Annotated in this window: 15 protein-coding genes and 1 pseudogene; 13 read left to right on the top strand and 3 right to left on the bottom strand. The window is 69.0% G+C overall.

What is annotated here, in order from left to right:
- Nucleotides 1–79 precede the first annotated feature (79 nt).
- Entirely contained in the window at nucleotides 80–2,209 is a 2,130-nt protein-coding gene (locus AC16DP_RS32645; RefSeq protein WP_329731937.1) for an ATP-binding protein, read from the bottom strand.
- A 311-nt stretch (nucleotides 2,210–2,520) separates the two neighbouring features.
- Here AC16DP_RS32645 and AC16DP_RS32640 point away from each other — a divergent pair, with 311 nt between their 5' ends.
- The 6 genes and pseudogenes from AC16DP_RS32640 to AC16DP_RS32615 all read left to right on the top strand — a co-directional run bounded on the left by AC16DP_RS32640 (nucleotide 2,521) and on the right by AC16DP_RS32615 (nucleotide 9,085).
- Nucleotides 2,521–6,552, top strand: a complete 4,032-nt coding sequence (locus tag AC16DP_RS32640) for a trifunctional serine/threonine-protein kinase/ATP-binding protein/sensor histidine kinase (RefSeq protein ID WP_329731936.1) — start codon at nucleotides 2,521–2,523, stop codon at nucleotides 6,550–6,552.
- Nucleotides 6,553–6,591: 39 nt separating this feature from the next.
- Nucleotides 6,592–6,759 (top strand): annotated as a pseudogene (locus AC16DP_RS32635) (2Fe-2S iron-sulfur cluster-binding protein); the annotation flags it as partial.
- Nucleotides 6,760–6,828: 69 nt separating this feature from the next.
- On the top strand, nucleotides 6,829–7,758 hold the full coding sequence (locus AC16DP_RS32630; RefSeq protein WP_329731935.1) for a DUF6310 domain-containing protein: 930 nt from the start codon (nucleotides 6,829–6,831) through the stop codon (nucleotides 7,756–7,758).
- A gap of 1 nt (nucleotide 7,759) precedes the next feature.
- Entirely contained in the window at nucleotides 7,760–8,524 is a 765-nt protein-coding gene (locus tag AC16DP_RS32625; protein ID WP_329731934.1) for a DUF5953 family protein, read from the top strand.
- Between the two features lie 66 nt (nucleotides 8,525–8,590).
- Complete coding sequence (locus tag AC16DP_RS32620; protein WP_329731933.1) at nucleotides 8,591–8,788, top strand: hypothetical protein; 198 nt, start codon at nucleotides 8,591–8,593, stop codon at nucleotides 8,786–8,788.
- A gap of 84 nt (nucleotides 8,789–8,872) precedes the next feature.
- A complete protein-coding gene (locus AC16DP_RS32615; RefSeq protein WP_329731932.1) occupies nucleotides 8,873–9,085 on the top strand; it encodes a hypothetical protein in 213 nt (70 codons plus the stop codon).
- Nucleotides 9,086–9,214: 129 nt separating this feature from the next.
- Here AC16DP_RS32615 and AC16DP_RS32610 read toward each other — a convergent pair whose 3' ends face one another.
- Entirely contained in the window at nucleotides 9,215–9,715 is a 501-nt protein-coding gene (locus tag AC16DP_RS32610; protein ID WP_329731931.1) for a hypothetical protein, read from the bottom strand.
- Nucleotides 9,716–10,258: 543 nt separating this feature from the next.
- Here AC16DP_RS32610 and AC16DP_RS32605 point away from each other — a divergent pair.
- The 6 genes from AC16DP_RS32605 to AC16DP_RS32580 all read left to right on the top strand — a co-directional run bounded on the left by AC16DP_RS32605 (nucleotide 10,259) and on the right by AC16DP_RS32580 (nucleotide 15,091).
- Complete coding sequence (locus tag AC16DP_RS32605; RefSeq protein ID WP_329731930.1) at nucleotides 10,259–10,636, top strand: response regulator; 378 nt, start codon at nucleotides 10,259–10,261, stop codon at nucleotides 10,634–10,636.
- Between the two features lie 9 nt (nucleotides 10,637–10,645).
- Entirely contained in the window at nucleotides 10,646–11,281 is a 636-nt protein-coding gene (locus tag AC16DP_RS32600) for a GAF domain-containing protein (protein ID WP_329731929.1), read from the top strand.
- Nucleotides 11,278–11,760, top strand: coding sequence for a chemotaxis protein CheD (locus tag AC16DP_RS32595; RefSeq protein WP_329731928.1), 483 nt, complete (start codon nucleotides 11,278–11,280; stop codon nucleotides 11,758–11,760). Before AC16DP_RS32600 ends, AC16DP_RS32595 begins: the two co-directional genes overlap by 4 nt.
- A gap of 170 nt (nucleotides 11,761–11,930) precedes the next feature.
- On the top strand, nucleotides 11,931–13,715 hold the full coding sequence (locus AC16DP_RS32590) for a methyl-accepting chemotaxis protein (RefSeq protein WP_329731927.1): 1,785 nt from the start codon (nucleotides 11,931–11,933) through the stop codon (nucleotides 13,713–13,715).
- A 9-nt stretch (nucleotides 13,716–13,724) separates the two neighbouring features.
- Entirely contained in the window at nucleotides 13,725–14,225 is a 501-nt protein-coding gene (locus AC16DP_RS32585) for a chemotaxis protein CheW (RefSeq protein WP_329731926.1), read from the top strand.
- Nucleotides 14,222–15,091, top strand: a complete 870-nt coding sequence (locus AC16DP_RS32580; protein ID WP_329731925.1) for a CheR family methyltransferase — start codon at nucleotides 14,222–14,224, stop codon at nucleotides 15,089–15,091. Before AC16DP_RS32585 ends, AC16DP_RS32580 begins: the two co-directional genes overlap by 4 nt.
- 28 nt (nucleotides 15,092–15,119) lie before the next feature.
- On the opposite strand, the gene AC16DP_RS32575 is transcribed toward AC16DP_RS32580, so the two are convergent.
- Nucleotides 15,120–15,806, bottom strand: coding sequence for a TetR/AcrR family transcriptional regulator (locus tag AC16DP_RS32575; protein WP_329731924.1), 687 nt, complete (start codon nucleotides 15,804–15,806; stop codon nucleotides 15,120–15,122).
- A 96-nt stretch (nucleotides 15,807–15,902) separates the two neighbouring features.
- Here AC16DP_RS32575 and AC16DP_RS32570 point away from each other — a divergent pair, with 96 nt between their 5' ends.
- The gene (locus AC16DP_RS32570; protein WP_329731923.1) at nucleotides 15,903–16,313 is read left to right on the top strand and encodes a sterol desaturase family protein; all 411 of its coding nucleotides are present in this window, start codon (nucleotides 15,903–15,905) and stop codon (nucleotides 16,311–16,313) included.
- The last annotated feature ends 101 nt before the right edge of the window (nucleotides 16,314–16,414 follow it).

Genomic DNA, 16,414 nt, shown 5'->3' with positions numbered 1-16,414 from the left:
ACGCCTTGGTGCGCGGGAGGGGTACCCCGCTCGACACTCAGGCGCGCGGCAGCGCCACCCCGGCGAGGCCCGGGGACAATCAGACGAGCACGGGCAGCAGCAGGGTGAAGGTGGTGCCACGGCCGAGCTCGCTCTTCACCCGCATCTCCCCGCCCATCTTCTGGATGATGGACTGGCTGATGGACAGGCCGAGCCCCGTGCCGGAGCCGGCGGGCTTGGTGGTGAAGAACGGCTCGAAGATACGGGACAGTATCTCGGGAGGAATCCCGTGGCCCGTGTCCGAGATGTCGATGCGCACCCACTCCCCTTCCAACGCGGTGCGCACCCGGAGCACGTTGCGCTCCGTGCCTCCGGACCGCATGGCGTGGGCCGCGTTGACGATCAGGTTGAGGAACACCTGGCTGAGCCGTCCCTCGCTGGCGGACACGGGAGGCAACCGCTCCGCGTAGTCCCGCTCCAACCGGGCCGTGTGCTTCAGCTCGTTGTTGGCCATGCGCAGCACCACATCCAGGCACGAGTGGATGTCCACCGGCGCCAGCTCCTCGCCCGCCGTATGCGAGAAGAACCGCATGTCGCGCACGATGTCCCGGATGCGCTGACCCCCGACCAGGCACTCGGCCAGCACCTCCTTCACCTCGGCGAGCGTCTCCGCCAGGCGTGACGGCAGCTCCGGGAGCGCCGCCAGCTCCCGCTCCAGCTCGTCCCGCCACTCCTGGAGATAGCTGAGGTTGGAGAGCACATAGGACGTGGGGTTGTTGATCTCATGCGCGATGCCCGCCGCCAGGGCCCCCATGGAGGCGAGCCGGTCGTTCTGGATGTTCTGCTGCTCCAGCCGCCGCTTCTCGGTGAGATCATCCCCGACGATGAGCAGGCGCCGCGCCGTGCCCGACACCTGGAGCGACGCGGCGATCCCCAGCGCCATGCGCCCCCCGTTCGCCGCGCGCAGCCCCTGCTCCTCCAGCCGCACCGTGCCGCGCACACGCAGGTCCTTCAGCATGCGCCGCAGGGGCTCGCGCTCGTCCTCGGGCGCGAGCGTCTCGAACGAGGTGCCGAGCAACTGCTCGCGGGAGATGCCCAGCAGCCGCTCCGCCACCGGGTTGACCTCCAGCACACTCCCGGCCGCGTCGAGCACGAAGACCACCTCGCGGGAGTGCTCCATCAGATGCAGGGTGCGCTCGTGGGCCTCGCGGACCTGCTCCTCCAGGTGGGCGGCGTGCCGCTCGATGATCTCCTTCGTCTCCTGCAGCGTGGCCTCCTGGCGCCGGCGCTCGCTGATGTCCACGTAGATGCCGACCAGCCCCTTCACCGTCCCCTCCGAGTCCTTCAGCGGCACCTTGCTCGTCAGGACCCAGGACGCCTCTCCCCCGGGATGCTGGAGGGCCTCCTCGAAGGCGATCCGGGCGACACCGGACTCCATCACCTCGCGATCATCCCGGCGGTAGGCGCCGGCATGCAGACTCGACGCGGGCAGCTCGAGGTCCGTCCTTCCGATCACCTCCAGCGGAGAGGACACCCCCACGTCGCGGGCGAACTGCTGGTTGCAGCCCAGGAAGACGCTGTGGCGATCCTTCCAGAACACCGAGTGCGGAATGTGCGCGAGGATGCTGCTGAGCAGCTCCTGTTGATCCATCAGCTGGCGCTCGATGCGCTGGCGCTCGCGCATCTCCGCCTGGAGGAACGCGTTGAGGGAGCGCATGCGCTCCTGGGCCTGCTCCAGCTCGGTGTTGCGCTCCTGGAGCTGGCGCACCTGGGTGCGCGCGCGCAGCAGCAGCTCGAGCTGGCGCTTGAGCCCGTTCAGGCAGCGGCGCTGGGCCTCGCTCCACGCGCGGGGACGCCGGTCCAGGACGCAGAGCATCCCGATGGAAGCACCGTCCTCCGTCTGCAGGGGAACCCCCGCGAAGAAGCGGAGGAACGGCTCGCCCTGGACGAGCGGATGGGTGGAGAAGCGCTCGTCGGCGATGACGTCCTCGACGACGAAGGCGCCCTCGCGCTGGAGGGCCTGGGTGCAGAAGGCGGTGACCCGCTCCGTCTCGCTCGGCCCATGCAGCCCCACGCTGGCCCTGAACCGCTGCCGGTCCCGGTCCACCAGGTTGAGCAGCGCGATGGGCGCGCCGCACGAGGCCGCGGCGAGCCGCACCAGGTCGTCGTAATCGGGTTCGGACGGCGTATCCATCGGACTGGAGGGGTCGAGCGCCTGCAGGCGCCGCACTTCGTCTCTCTTCAAGGCAGAAGCGGGGGTGTTCATGGACGTGGCTCGAACCCTCTCGACGCAGGACTGGTCCTGGGCTTCAACAGTCCGCCACATTTCAAGGACGCGGGCACACCCCATGTAGGTCTCAGCCCCCGAAGCGCGCAGCGGATCTGAACAACCCGCAACCGCATCACAACGGGGATTGCCCACTATCTTTCACTTCAAGGAAATCCACGTCCCCGGTCCGGTTCGGGCGACGGGGTGGCCCGCCGGGTGCTCGGGCGTGGGAAGTGGCATGCTCCTTCCCACGTTTTACCAGCCCGTCACCCATGGACACGCTCGATTCCTTCCAACTGCCCCAGCGCCTCTACGGACGCGACACGCACGTCGCCACGTTGCTGCGAGGCCTCGAGCGGGTCATCCAGGAGGGCCAGTCGGAGCTCATCCTGGTGCGCGGCTACTGCGGCATCGGCAAGTCGTCGGTGGTGCACGCACTGCGGGAGCCCGTGGTGCGGCGGCGGGGATTCTTCCTGAGCGGGAAGTCGGAACCGTTCCAGGGGGACGTCCCCTACGCCACCCTGTCGCAGGCCCTGGCCGGTCTGACGCAACAGTTGCTGGCGGAGCCGGACGAGCAGCGCGCCCGGTGGCGGGAGCGGCTGCGCGAGGCCTGGGGCGAGCAGGGCCAGGTGCTCGTGGACGTGGTGCCCCCCCTGGAGCACGTGGTGGGCCGGCAGCCGGCGGTCCCGGAGCTGCCCCCCGGAGACGCGCAGTACCGCTTCCACCGGCTGTTCCAGATCATGTTGACGTTGCACCGGGACGGCCTGTTGACCCGGGCCGCCGAGGGCGGGTGGCGGTGGGATGCCGCGGGCGTCCGGGCACAGGACTACTCCGACAACGTCGCCGACTTCATGGTGAGCCGGCTGCGCCAGCTGCCCGTGCGGACCCAGCACCTGCTGCAACTGGCCGCGTGCGTGGGCAACGTCTTCCCGTGCCAGCTGCTGCTCATCCTCTCCGGCGCGGAGCCGGGCGAGGTGGAGTCCGGCCTCGAGGAGGCGATCCGCGAGGGCATGCTGGTGCGCGTCGGCCCGGAGCAGTGCCGCTTCCTCCACGATCGCATCCAGCAGGCGGCCTATGACCTCGTCCCCGCGCCGGAGCGCAAGGCCGTCCACCTGCGCATCGGCCGCCTGATGCTGGCGAGCCTGTCCCCGGAGGAGCTCCGCGAGCAGCTCTTCGATGTGGTGGGGCAGCTCAACGCGGGAGTGGACCTGATCCACGACGCGGGCGAGCGCCACCGGGTCGCCCGGCTGATCGCCCATGCGGGCGGGAAGGCCCGGGCCTCGACCGCGTTCCGCTCGGCCGCGGACTTCTTCGCGCTGGCCTTCACGCTCATTCCGGGGGACCCCTGGGAGACGGACCCGGAGCTGGCCTTCAAGCTCCAGCTGGACCAGGCCCACGGCGAGTTCATGAGCGGCAATGCCGCCGGGGCGCGCCGGCTGGTGGAGTGGCTCCGGCCACGGGCCCGGACCCGCGTGGACCTGGCGGCCCTCTACCGTCTGGAGAGCGAGCTGCTCCTCGCCGCCAATGAGTTCCAGGGCGCCAGGAGCTGTCTGATGGAGGCGCTGAACCGGCTCGGCATGCCCCTGCCTCCCCACCCCTCCCGGAGGGAGGTGGTGACCGCCAACGACGAGGTCTGGGAGTTATTGGGCGAGCGCTCCATCGAGCAGCTCATCGGCCTGCCGCTCATGACGGATCCGGACATGAAGGCGGTGATGGACGTGCTCGGCGCGCTGTTCACCCCGGCCATCTTCACGGACGAGAACCTGCTCATCCTCCACCTGTGCCGGATGGTCTCCCTGAGCCTGCGCTACGGCAATACCGAGGCCTCCGTGCACGGGTATGCCTGGTACGGGCTGATGCAGGGAGCCGTCTTCAAGCGGTACGGGGAAGGCCATGCCTTCGGCGTGCTCGCGAACGCGCTGGTGGAGCGCCACGGCTTCTCCGCCGCGCGGGGACGGGCGCTGTACGCCCTGGAGCTGAACAGCTATTGGGTGCGCCCCCTGTCCGAGGCGCTGGAGATCGTCCGCGACGCCTTCCACCAGGCGCTGCGGGGCGGGGACTTCCAGGTCGCCTGCTACTGCAGCAACCACATCGTCACGGACCGCCTCGTCCTGGGACACCCGCTGGAGGACGTGTACCAGGAGACCCTCACGCGGCTGGACTTCGCGCGCCAGTCCGGCTTCCAGGCCGCGCAGGACGTCATCATCCATTCCCAGCGCTACGTGCAGCAGCTGCGGGGGCTGTCCCGCTCGTTCGACACGATGAGCGGCGAGGGCTTCGACGAGGACGCCTTCGAGGCCGGCCTCACCGTGCACCACATGAGCACGATGCGGTGCTGGTATTGGATCCTCAAGATGCAGTCGCGCTTCATGTGCGGCGCGTACGCGCAGGCGCTGGAGGCGGGGGACCAGGCCGCGGAGCTCACCTGGGCCTCGCTCGGCCACATCCAGCTCTTGAACTTCCACCTCTACCGGGCACTGGCACTGGCGGCCTGCTACCCGGCGGCGGCGCCCCAGGAGCAACGGCAGTACCTGGACACCATGTGGCAGCACCAGCAGCAGCTGGCGGAGTGGGCGGGCCAATGTCCCGACACCTTCCGCGCCGCCGAGCGGATGGTGTCCGCGGAGCTCTCCCGCCTCACCGGCGGCATGGAGGAGGCACTGCGGGCCTACGAGGAGGCCATCCACTCCGCGCGCGCGCACGGCTTCATCCAGAACGTCGGCCTCGCCAACGAGCTGGCGGCGAGGTTCTGGCGCGAGCGCCGCGTCCCCACCCTCGCCGACACCTATGCCCGCCACGCGCGCGAGGCCTACCTGAAGTGGGGCGCCCTGGGGAAGGTCCGGCACCTGGAGGCGCTGTGGCCCCAGCTGGTTCCCCTCACCGCCCTCCACGCGCCCCACTCCGAGACGGAGGCGGTCCAGCAGCTCGACGCGCTCGCCGTGGTGAGGGCCCAGCGGGCCATCTCCGGAGAGCTGGACCTCGAGCGGCTGGCGGCGACGCTGGTGCGCGTGGCCACCGAACACGCCGGGGCCTCCCAGGGCGCCCTGCTCCTCGTCGAGGACGGAGGGCTCTCCGTCGCGGCGCTCCTGGAGGTCCGGGAGGAGGAGCTGCCCGGGAGCCTCATCTCCTACGTCGAGCGCACCCGGGAGCACGTGCTCATCGCGGACACCGCACTGCCCCACCCCTTCTCGTCGGAGGCCGCCTTCGAGCGCGGCCAGCTCCGCTCGGTGCTCTGCCTGCCCCTGGTGCGCCAGGAGGAGCTCCAGGGCGTGCTGTACCTGGGCAACACCCTCTCCGCCCACACCTTCACCCCGGCGCGCCTGTCGCTGCTCGGACAGCTGGCCGCCCAGGCCGCGACGTCGCTCGAGAACGCGCGGCGGCATGCCAGTGTCCAGCGCGCCGAGGCCTCCCTGCGCAAAGCCCACGACACGCTCGCGCAGCGCCTGGAGGAGCAGGCGTGGGAGCTCAAGCAGGCCCAGGCCCGGCTGGGAGACGCGGTGCGCGAGACGGGCACGGCCGAGGTGGCCGCCAACGTGCTCCACAACATGGGCAACGTACTCACCAGCGCCGTCCTCAACGCTCAACTCCTGCGCGACAAGGTGGACGGCTCCCGCATGGTCCGGCTCAAGCAGCTCACGGGCATGCTCGAGCAACATCAGGGAGACCTCGCGGGCTTCCTGACGAAGGATCCCCGAGGCCCCCAGTGGATGAGCTACCTCTCCGGCCTGGCCGATGAGCTGTTGCGCGAGCACACGTCCCTGAAGGAGAGCGCGGGGAAGCTGAGGGAGCACCTCGAGCACATGCGCGCCATCATCCAGGTGCAGCAGGCCTACGCCCGGAACTCGCTCCTGCCCGAGGAGTGCGATGTCGCGCAGCTGGTCGAGGACGCGCTGAGCATCCAGCTGCCCGCGCTCCAGCGCCACGGCATCACCGTCACCCGGGAGCTTCGCGCACACCCGAGGGCGCGGCTGGACAAGCACCGGGTGTTGCAGATCCTCATCAACCTCCTCACCAACGCGCGCAACGCCATGAGCGGGATGCCCGAGGCGTCGAGGCTCCTGCGGGTGCGGCTCGACGCGGAGGGGGGAACGGCGCGCATCCAGGTGGTGGACAGCGGCAAGGGGATCGCCCCGGAGCACCGCGAGCGGCTGTTCTCGCAAGGCTTCACCACCCGAGCGGATGGACAGGGCCTGGGGCTCTACTCGAGCAGCCTGGCGGCGAAGTCCCTGGGCGGCCGGCTCTCCCTGGAGAGCGAGGGGCCTGGCAAGGGCGCCACGGCCACGCTGGAGCTCCCCCTCGCGTAGCGGGGCGCGCAATCAACGTGGCAAGCCACGTGCAAAGAGACCCTGCTGCAGGAGGCCCGCGAGACGAAGGTGTCGCTCCCGTACTTGTGCGAGCGAGGCGTGTGTGGCACCTGCAAGGTGCGAGTGTACTCCGCCAGGATGCCGGGAATGGCGCCGCTTCAGTACCCACGCGGCGCCGGTACACCTCACTACGGAACGTTGGTCTGAGTGAGCTGGAGGTAGTCGAACGCACCCGCCAGGACTCTCCAGGTTCTGAATGGGTTGGAGAATGTAGCCATGCGTTTCCGAGCGTGCATCGCACTTCTGCTCTTTATCTCGGCCTGCGCTACGTCAGCGCTGAGCCCAGGAGAGACAGCGTCCTGGAACCCGAAGCTCGCCAACCTTCAGCGAGCGGCGAAGCTGCCCTGGGCGGACGAGGGGCGGTGCGCCGTCCGCGAAGCTTCCGAGCCCTGGCCCGTGCTGGTGGAGCGGTGCTTTCATGCTCTCGACCATGACCGGATCGAGTTTCACGACTCCACAGGAAGATGCGCTGTCGCCTCCGCAGGAACTGCTGCCATGGGAATTGGAGTCTGTGTCCTCGCGGCGCCGGAGTTCGTCGTGGGAGCGGTAATCGTCGCGGGCGTGGTGGTGGTGGGACTCGCCATCAAAGAAGCGCTGGATGCGTATGCTCTGGATATGGGCCGCCCCGAGGCAAGGCCCGCACCTGAAACGCGGCCCGTGCCTGAAACAGCGCCCGTCCCGCAGAAACCCTCGCCGAAAAAAAGGCCCAAGCCGAAGCCCAAAGGACCGGATCATCCTCCTCCGCCGCCACCCGAGACCTCGGAGCAAGATCGCCCCAGGTGCGAGCCCGTCCCGGCGAAGTACCACCTGGGCGGTAACAAACTGCACGATCAGTGCGCCGACAGAATTCCGAACAACAGTTTCCCCGGCGGGGATGTGTTCGTGAATGGGAAGAACTTCGACGCGCTGCAACTGGCCACGCGTACGCTGTGGGAGGTCAAGACCGACAACTTCGACACGTTCCCGCCCGACCTTCGAGAAATCGTGGTCGAGAGCCAGGTGGAAGAGTTGCGGTACGAGCGCGCCCTCGCTCTGGCTTGTGGATTTGACTTCCGGGTCGGCGTGCTGAGCCCCGCGCACAAAGCAGCACTTGAACGCACGGCCCCGGATCTCGATGAAGTCATCGTAATCATGGAGTGGTGCTGAGATGCCAGCCACACAAGAAAATGAAATTGCCATGACCGTTTATGCACCTGCACTCGTGGGCAATGAGGGTCGCCCTTTGGCCATTGTTCATGGAATGGAGCGCGTGCTCCCTGGCTTGCGCCTGGAGTGGACGATTTCTAGCGAGGGAAAACGCATCCCAGTGCCGCAGCGCGAGGCATTTCTCGCCCGAGGGAGGCCAAACGGGCGTGGATTTCCGCTCCTCCGAAACGGGGATGATGACTTCCGGGTGACAGTGACTGGACTGGAACTACCGGCTGGCAGCTCGCCAGGTGGCCAGGCCCAACTTGAGATTCATGCGGTGTTGCCTCTGACCGGAGACGGCATCGCAGCAGCAGCGGAGGTGCTGGAAGCTGTAGCGGAAGGCGCTCGCGCGTTCTGGGGGCACGCAACGCCGTTCAATGCGGGAGTGGATATTGCGCGCCAGACGAAAAACCGGGCGGCGAATCCGCAGCCTCCACCCCGAGGGCTGCCAGCGCTGAAGCCCCCATGGAACATCCGCTCGCCTGAGATTCCGCATCGCCTGGGGTGGCTGAATTACTGGTCGGATGCTGCCGCACGATCCATCGGATTTCCGGACACAGCCCGCGACGCGGAGCTGCTCTCGCGCGCACGGCGTACCTCGACGGGCGGGTGGGTTGTCCGGCTCACGGACGCACCGCTCGAGCTAGACAACCCCGCCCACCTCGACGCGCTCAAGCAGGCCTACGAGCGCTTCCCTGAGATTGGCGGGCGCGCTACCCCTTGAGACCGGCACCGCTGACCCAGCCGCTGTGAAGGCCTGAACCCGTACGGGAGGACGCCAGGACTCGCCGTGCGGTACCCCGGAGCGAGACAGTTCCAGCACGTGGGGGCCTTCTACTCGGACGGGAACGCGAACGGGCTCCTGGACGCGGACGATCTCGCCCTGCATGCAGGCCCCGAGGCGCTCCATCTCTCGCGCCTGGGAGAAGGAGCGTTCGATGGAGAGGTGGCCATCTTGCGCCTGGAACGCAGCCGCCCGCGGCGGTGAGAAGGCGGTATGGAACAGCACTCTGCTCTGGTACACCGACGCTGGAACACAAGCTTCGGTGCGTTCACACCTGTGGAGGCTGTGATGAGGACGAAGACTCTTGCATTGCTACTGGCGGTGCTGCTCTGTGCCTGCGTCGGCGATGCCAATTCCAAGGGAGAGCTCGAGCTGGAGACGGCGACTACGCCGCTGACGATGACGAAGGACGTTCTGGTGTATAGCGAGGTCACCGACCCACTCACCGGCGACGTCGCGTTTACCGACCTGCTCTCGCTCGAGCCTGCTCCACTGCATTGACGACCCATCCGTTCGGGGTGGCATACATCCAGTCGACGACCGCGACGTGGCCAAAGGGCAGTTGAGCTCCGATTCCGAAGACGATGAGGTCCCCGTGCTCGGGCTTGTGGGTGCCTGCGGGTAGGTGATTCAGCCGCTCTCCGGAACGGTGCACAGATCGTTGGCGTTCGCGACGGGAGGCAGCGCTCTCTGGTGCACGTAGGCCCAGTACCGCCGAGCGAACTCCACGCACTGGTATTGGTGCCCGAACCCCCCGACGCCCGCACAGTTGTTGCCGCTTCCCATGTCACTTCCGTTGGAGTATGCGATGATGCCGTCCAGACGGTCGAGCGTCTGCCCGCGCGCGCGTACGGCTTCATCCAGAACGTCGGCCTCGCCAACGAGCTGGCGGCGAGGTTCTGGCGCGAGCGCCGCGTCCCCACCCTCGCCGACACCTATGTCCGCCACGCGCGCGAGGCCTACCTGAAGTGGGGTGCCCTGGGGAAGGTCCGGCACCTGGAGGCGCTGTGGCCCCAGCTGGTTCCCCTCACCGCCCTCCACGCGCCCCACTCCGCTCTCCGGCCTGGCCGATGCGCTGGGCGGCCGGCTCTCCCTGGACAGCGAGGGGCCCGGCAAGGGCGCCACGGCCACGCTGGAGCTCCCTCTCGCGTAGCACGGGCCGTGTCATCCTTTGTATCAATAACATCCATTGTGGCAAGGACGTGCAAAGTTTGCACGTGCTCGCGCAAATCCTCACGAGGCGCGAGAGCTGGATTTCAACAAGTACAGGCCTTTCCTGTCCTGGAACACTCCTGGCGCGAAGATTGCTCGACATCCGGGCATGACGCGCCGGCCGGGCCGGCAGGAGAACGTCCCCCGTTCTCCGTGAAAGAGATTGCGCCATGAGACAAACCCTGGACGTGCAGGAGCCGCCGCGCTTCGCCTCGTCCCACCCGGAGAAGCCGGCGCTCCCCTGCCCCTCGAACGGCGCGCCGCACGCGTCGTGCTGCGGGTGGACGAGGAGCTGGGGTTCCGTGCTCAGATGGAGCGCGTGCTGTTGATCTCCGGCGACCGTCCTCACCACCACCGGCGAGGTGCTGGAGGGCTCGGGCGTCGTCACCTGGGCCAACCGCCAGGGCCGGCTCCAGGAGCTCTGCGCCGCTTCCCTCTTCTGAGCCGACAGGAAGCCCCACCATGAACCCGACGCCGAAGAAGATCCTCCTCGTGGACGACTCCAACACCGTCCTGATGATGCACCGCATGCTGCTGCACGGGCAGCCCTACGAGCTGCTCTTCGCCCGCGACGGGCGCGAGGCCGTGGAGAAGGCGGTGGCGAACAAGCCGGACCTCATCTTCATGGACGTGATGATGCCGAAGCTGAGCGGCATGGACGCGTGCCGCGAGCTGCGCACGCACCAGGAGACGGCGGGCACGCCCATCCTGCTCGTCACCACGCGCGGCGAGCCCCACAACGTCGAGGCCGGCTACCAGGCCGGCTGCACCGAATACATCACCAAGCCCTTCGACAGCGCCGAGCTGCTCGCGAAGGTGCGGCACTACCTGGGCGCCTGAGGAGCCTCCATGTCACACGAAGACGGGAGCGTCCTGGAGACACTGCGCGCCGAGCTGGTGATGTTGCGCGACCGGCAGCGGGAGCTGGAGCGGCGGCTGGCCGAGCAGGAGGCGCTGAACCGGGCCACACTGGCCCACGTCGCCATGGCCGAGCACCAGGCCACGCGCCTGACGCGCCTGTACGTGGCCTCGCTCCACCTGCACGGAGCCAGGGAGACCTCCCAGGTGATGGAGGCCATCCAGGAGATCGTCGGTAACCTCATCGGCTCGGAGGAGCTGGCCATCTTCCGGATGGACGAGAGCGGCCGGGCGCTGTCGCTGGTGTCGTCGCTGGGGGTGGAGCCGGAGCGCCTGCGCACGGTGCCGCTGGGACAGGGGCCCATCGGACGCGCGGTCCAGTCGGGCGAGACGTTCATCGCGCCCACGCCCCTGCGCGCCGGTGAGGAGGCCGGTGACGCGGTGTCCGCCTGCGTCCCCTTGAGGCTGGAGGAGCGCGTCTACGGCGCCCTCGCCATCTTCGGACTGCTGCCGCAGAAGCAGGAGCTGGAGGACGTGGATCGCGAGCTGCTCGCCCTGCTCGCCGATCAGGCCGGCCCCGCGCTGCAACGCGCCGAGCTGCTCCGTCACCCGGCGGCCCTGTCATGAAACCGGCCGGCGGCATGGAGCGCGAGGCACCCGCGGAGCCCCGCGCCTTCTTCGTGTACCCCGGGCAGCTGGCCGCCAGCGCGGAGCCCCGCTACTACACCACCATCCTGGGCACCTGCGTCTCGGTGTGCCTGTTCGATCCCCACGCGGGAGTGGGCGGCCTCAACCACTACCTGCTGCCCTACGGGACGGAGCTCACGGGCCCGCGTTACGGGAACGTGGCCCTGGCGCGCCTGCTGCGCGAGGTGCTCGGCCACGGCGCCCACCGCGAGCACCTTCGGGCCAAGGTCTTCGGCGGCATGACGTCGAGCCGGCCCATGGCGCTCCACCAGGATCTCGGCGGCGGCAACGTGGCCCTCGCGCTCGAGTGGTTGTCCGCCGCGGGCATCCCCATCCTGGCCCGGGACGTGGGCGGCCACCGCGGCCGCAAGCTGCTCTTCCACAACCAGGACGGCGCCGCCTGGGTGAAGCACCTCTAGGAGCCGGCCATGGAGTTCAATCTCGACATACCCTCGAGCAGTCCGGCCGCCGCGCGGGCCTCGTGGTGGACGCCCCTGGGCCCCCTCTTCCAGGGACTGCCCGGCGTCTCCGGCTCCACCATCCTCGGCAGTGGCCGGGTGTCCCTCATCTCTCTTCCAAAGGAATCGCCATGCTGCAAGACCTCTCCATCGGAAAGAAGCTGTACCTCGCCTTCGGCACGCTGATCGCCATCCTCCTGGGGGTGGTGGGCGTCTCCTACTCGAGCTTCGAGCGGCTCTCGGAAGCCAACCGCTGGGACAAGCACACCTACGAGGTGCTGCGCGAGGTGGACGGCATCATGAAGTCGCTCATCGACATGGAGACGGGGCTTCGGGGCTTCGCCCTCACCGGAGACGAGAAGTTCCTCGAGCCCACCCAGGCCGGCAAGACGGGCTTCTCCCAGCACTACTCCCGGGCCAGGGAGCTGACGGCGGACAACGCCCGGCAACAGGAGCGCCTGCAGTCGCTGCGCGAGGACTACCAGCACTGGTTCACGGCCGAGGCGGAGCCGCTGCTCGAGCTGCGCCACAAGGCCAACGGGGGTACCACCCCGGTGGAAGACGTGATGCGCTTCGTGAGCACGGCCCGCGGCAAGCAGTACATGGACGGCATGCGCCAGGTGGTGGCGGAGCTCACCCAGGAGGAGCTGCGGCTGCTGGAGCAGCGCTCGCAGACGTCCGCGGCGCTGGAGCAGAACATGTACCGCACGCTGATGGTGGGCGGTGGGGTGGGCACGCTGCTGGCGATGCTGCTGGCGGTGCTGCTGGGCCGGAGCATCGTGCGCCCCATCAACGAGGCGTTGTCCACCATCAACCGGCTGGCACAGGGAGACCTGACGGCCGAGGTGCAGACGCGCGGCGAGGACGAGATCGGCCGGATGCTGGCGGGGATGCGGGAGATGATCCGCTCGCTGCGGCAGATGGCGCAGGTGGCCGAGTCCCTGGCGGCCGGTGACATGACGGTGCAGGTGGTGGTGCGCTCGGAGAACGACACGCTGGGGCGGGCCTTCGGCAGCATGGTGCAGAAGCTGAGCGGGATGATCGGCGAGGTGCGCGCGGGGGCGGCGGCGCTGTCCGGGGCGGCCGCGCAGGTGTCGGCCACGTCCCAGTCGCTCTCGCAGGGCACCAGCAGCCAGGCGGCCTCGGTGGAGGAGACGAGCGCCACGCTGGAGCAGCTCAGCAGCACCATCACCCAGAACGCGCAGAACAGCCGGCTCACGGAGCAGATGGCCACGCAGGGCGCGCGCGACGCGGAGGAGAGCGGCAAGGCGGTGTCGGAGACGGTGCACGCCATGGCGGCCATCGCGGAGAAGATCTCCATCGTCGAGGAGATCGCCTACCAGACGAACCTGCTGGCGCTGAACGCGGCGGTGGAGGCGGCGCGCGCGGGCGAGCACGGCAAGGGCTTCGCGGTGGTGGCCACCGAGGTGCGCAAGCTGGCCGAGCGCAGCCAGAAGGCGGCCAAGGAGATTGGCGGCCTGGCCACCAACAGCGTGAAGATCTCCGAGCGCTCGGGGCAGCTGCTCGGGGAGCTGGTGCCCTCCATCCGCAAGACGGCGGACCTGGTGCAGGAAGTGAGCGCGGCGTCCAAGGAGCAGGCCAGTGGCGTGGCGCAGATGAGCAAGGCCATGGAGCAGGTGGATCAGGTGACACAGCGCAACGCGTCCGCGGCCGAGGAGCTGGCGAGCACGGCCGAGGAGCTGAGCTCGCAGGCGATGGCGCTGCAGCAGCTGATGGCCTTCTTCCGCATCCACGGCCTGGACGACGGCACCGTGCGGCCGCGGCAGGCCGCGCCGAGGCCGGGAGCCCACAAGCTGGCCGCCACGGAGCGGCTGGCCCAGGCGGTGTCCGAGGCCGCGCCGGCCTCCGTGCCCCTGCCCAACGGGCAGGACCTGCGCGACTTCACCCGCTTCTAGGAGCACGCCATGTCGACGGGCACCGAGGACGTATTCACCTCGCAGTACATGGGCTTCCGGCTGGGGGACGAGGACTACGCGGTCCACATCCTGAGGGTGAAGGAGATCATCGCGTACAGCCCCGTCACGCCGGTGCCGGGACTGCCGCCGGTGGTGCTGGGCGTCATCAACCTGCGCGGCAAGGTGGTACCGGTGGTGGACCTGGCGATGAAGTTCGGGCTGCCGGCCCGGCGGGTGACGAAGTGGAGCTGCATCGTCATCGTCGAGTCGGAGCTCGAGGGCCAGCGCACGGAGGTGGGCATCCTGACGGACGCGGTGAGCCAGGTGTTGGACCTGGCGCCCCGGGACATCGAGCCACCGCCCGCGTTCGGCACACGCGTGCGGGTGGACTACCTGGAAGGGCTCGGGCGCCGGGAGGGCGGCTTCGTGCTGCTGTTGAACCTGGATCGGCTGTTGTCCACGTCCGAGCTGCTGGCGGTGTCCCGGGCCACGGAGGAGCAGGCGGCATGAGTGCCGGGGTGGTGGGCGACTCGGAGTTCCGCCTCTTCCAGGAGCTGGTGTACCGGGAGGCGGGCATCTTCCTGGCACCGGTGAAGAAGGCGCTGCTGGCGGCCCGTCTGTCCTCGCGGCTGAGGGCGCTGGGGCTCGAGTCGTTCGCCGCCTACTTCCACTACGTGGTGACGCCGGGCCACGAGGACGAGCGGGTGCGGATGTTGGACTGCATCTGCACCAACGAGACGCACTTCTTCCGGGAGCCGGCGCACTTCGACTTCCTCACGCGGCGGGTATTTCCCGAGTGGAAGGAGCAGGCGGTGAGAGGCCGGCGCACGCGGAGCATCCGGGTGTGGAGCGCGGCGTGCTCGACGGGCGAGGAGCCCTACTCGCTGGCCATGGTGCTGCTGACGAACTTCCCCCCGGGCTCGGGCTGGGACGTGGAGGTGCTGGCGACGGACCTGTCCACGCGCGCACTGGAGCGGGCCCGCGCGGGGCTGTGGCCGATCGAGAAGTCCCAGGAGATTCCCCCCGAGCACCTGCGCGCCTTCATGCTCAAGGGCGTGCGCTCGCAGGAGGGCCGGATGCAGGTGGGGCCCTTGTTGCGCTCGGTGGTGCGCTTCGAGCGGCTCAACCTCCACGCCGAGCACTACCCCGGCGTGGGCAGCTTCGATCTCCTCTTCTGCCGCAACGTGCTCATCTACTTCGACCCGGCGTCGAAGGCGGGTGTGCTGCGGCGGCTGATGGGGCACCTGTCCCCCCAGGGCTACCTGTTCCTGGGCCACTCGGAGAGCCTGGCGGGCAGCCCGGTGCAGGCCCGGTGCGTGCAACCCGCGGTGTACGCTCCCCTGCCCGCCTCGCCGCCCTTGATGGCCGCTTCGTAGCGCGGACGGCAGCGCGCCATCGAGCGGCTCAGCGCACCTCACCCGGCGCCGCGCGCACGGCGTCCGCCAGATAGGCCTCGATCATTCGCGCGAGCTGCTCGATGAAGATCTCGTCCTGCTGGGGCGAGGCGAGCTGCCCCTGGCTGGCGCGCAGCGCGTGCTTGCTCAGCGCGTACCCGTGGGCCGTCACCGCCACCAGGGAGATCACGTGCTGTACCTGCTCGGGCGACGGAGGCGGCAGTCCCCGCGACTGGTTCACGCGGACGAAGTGGCGCGTCACCAGTTCCCCGGCGCGCATCACCACGTCATCCGGCGGACCGGAGAGCGACCAGCGCTCGGCACGGGTGAGCAGCAGCACCCAGAGGCCCACCCGCACGAAGAGCGGATCATCGTGGAGGGCGAAGACTTCCCGCAGCAGCTCGCGCGTCTCCAGTGCCTCCGCCGCGCCCAGCCGCTCCAGCATCGCCACGGCCAGCTTGCCGATGTGCTGGTACACCACCGTCTCCACCAGCCCCTCGTACGTCTTGAAGTAGTGCGAGACGAGCGCATGGCTCACCCCCGCCTCGCGCGCCACGTCCACCAGGCCCACCTGGTCCGGCCCCCGCTCCAGGAAGAGCCGCTCCGCCGCCGCCAGGATCTCCCCACGCGCCTCCTCCGGACTGCGCCGCCTCCTCACCCGCTCCGGCTCCTGCACGCTCTTGCGCTTGCTCGCCATGGCACTCCTGCCTCCACTTATTGGCACATTGACAATAACCACGCCCCTTCTTATTGTCACAGTGCCAATAAGCACCCGCCACCCCGAGGAAGCCCGATGGAGAGCCTGCCCTCCCTGCTGGAGTCCGTTGCCCGCCTGCTGCTCACGCAGGTGGGCTTGATGTTCGTCATCCTGGGGGGCGCATGGCTCTTCCTGCGCACCGGCTTCGCCCAGCGGCGCCGGGTGTACCGGCTGCCCTTCGGCCAGGGACAGCTCTCGAGCGAGCTGCGCGCGGGGCTGTTCGTCCTCGTCTACAGCGCCGCGACGATGGCGCTCCAGGTGCGCTCGGGGCACATGCGCATGGGGGAAGCGGGCCTGGGCAACACCCTGGTGACGTTCACCGTGCTGTTCGTCTTCAACGAGGTCTGGTTCTACGTGAGCCACCGGGCGCTGCACTCGCCCGCGCTCTACTTCATCCACGCCCAGCACCACACGGCGCGGGGTAAGCCTCCGATCCAGCCCAGGTAGTAGAGGTGCGCGAGGGGCCGCAAAGTGCGCGGCGCGATGACGACGAACACAGCGACGACGAAGACGGAGCCGGCGTGGTTGGAAGCAGCGCGGCGGCCGAG

The organism is Archangium sp. (assembly GCF_057119385.1).
Note: the sequence above shows the minus strand (reverse complement) of the source record. Positions and strands in the feature narration are given on the sequence as shown.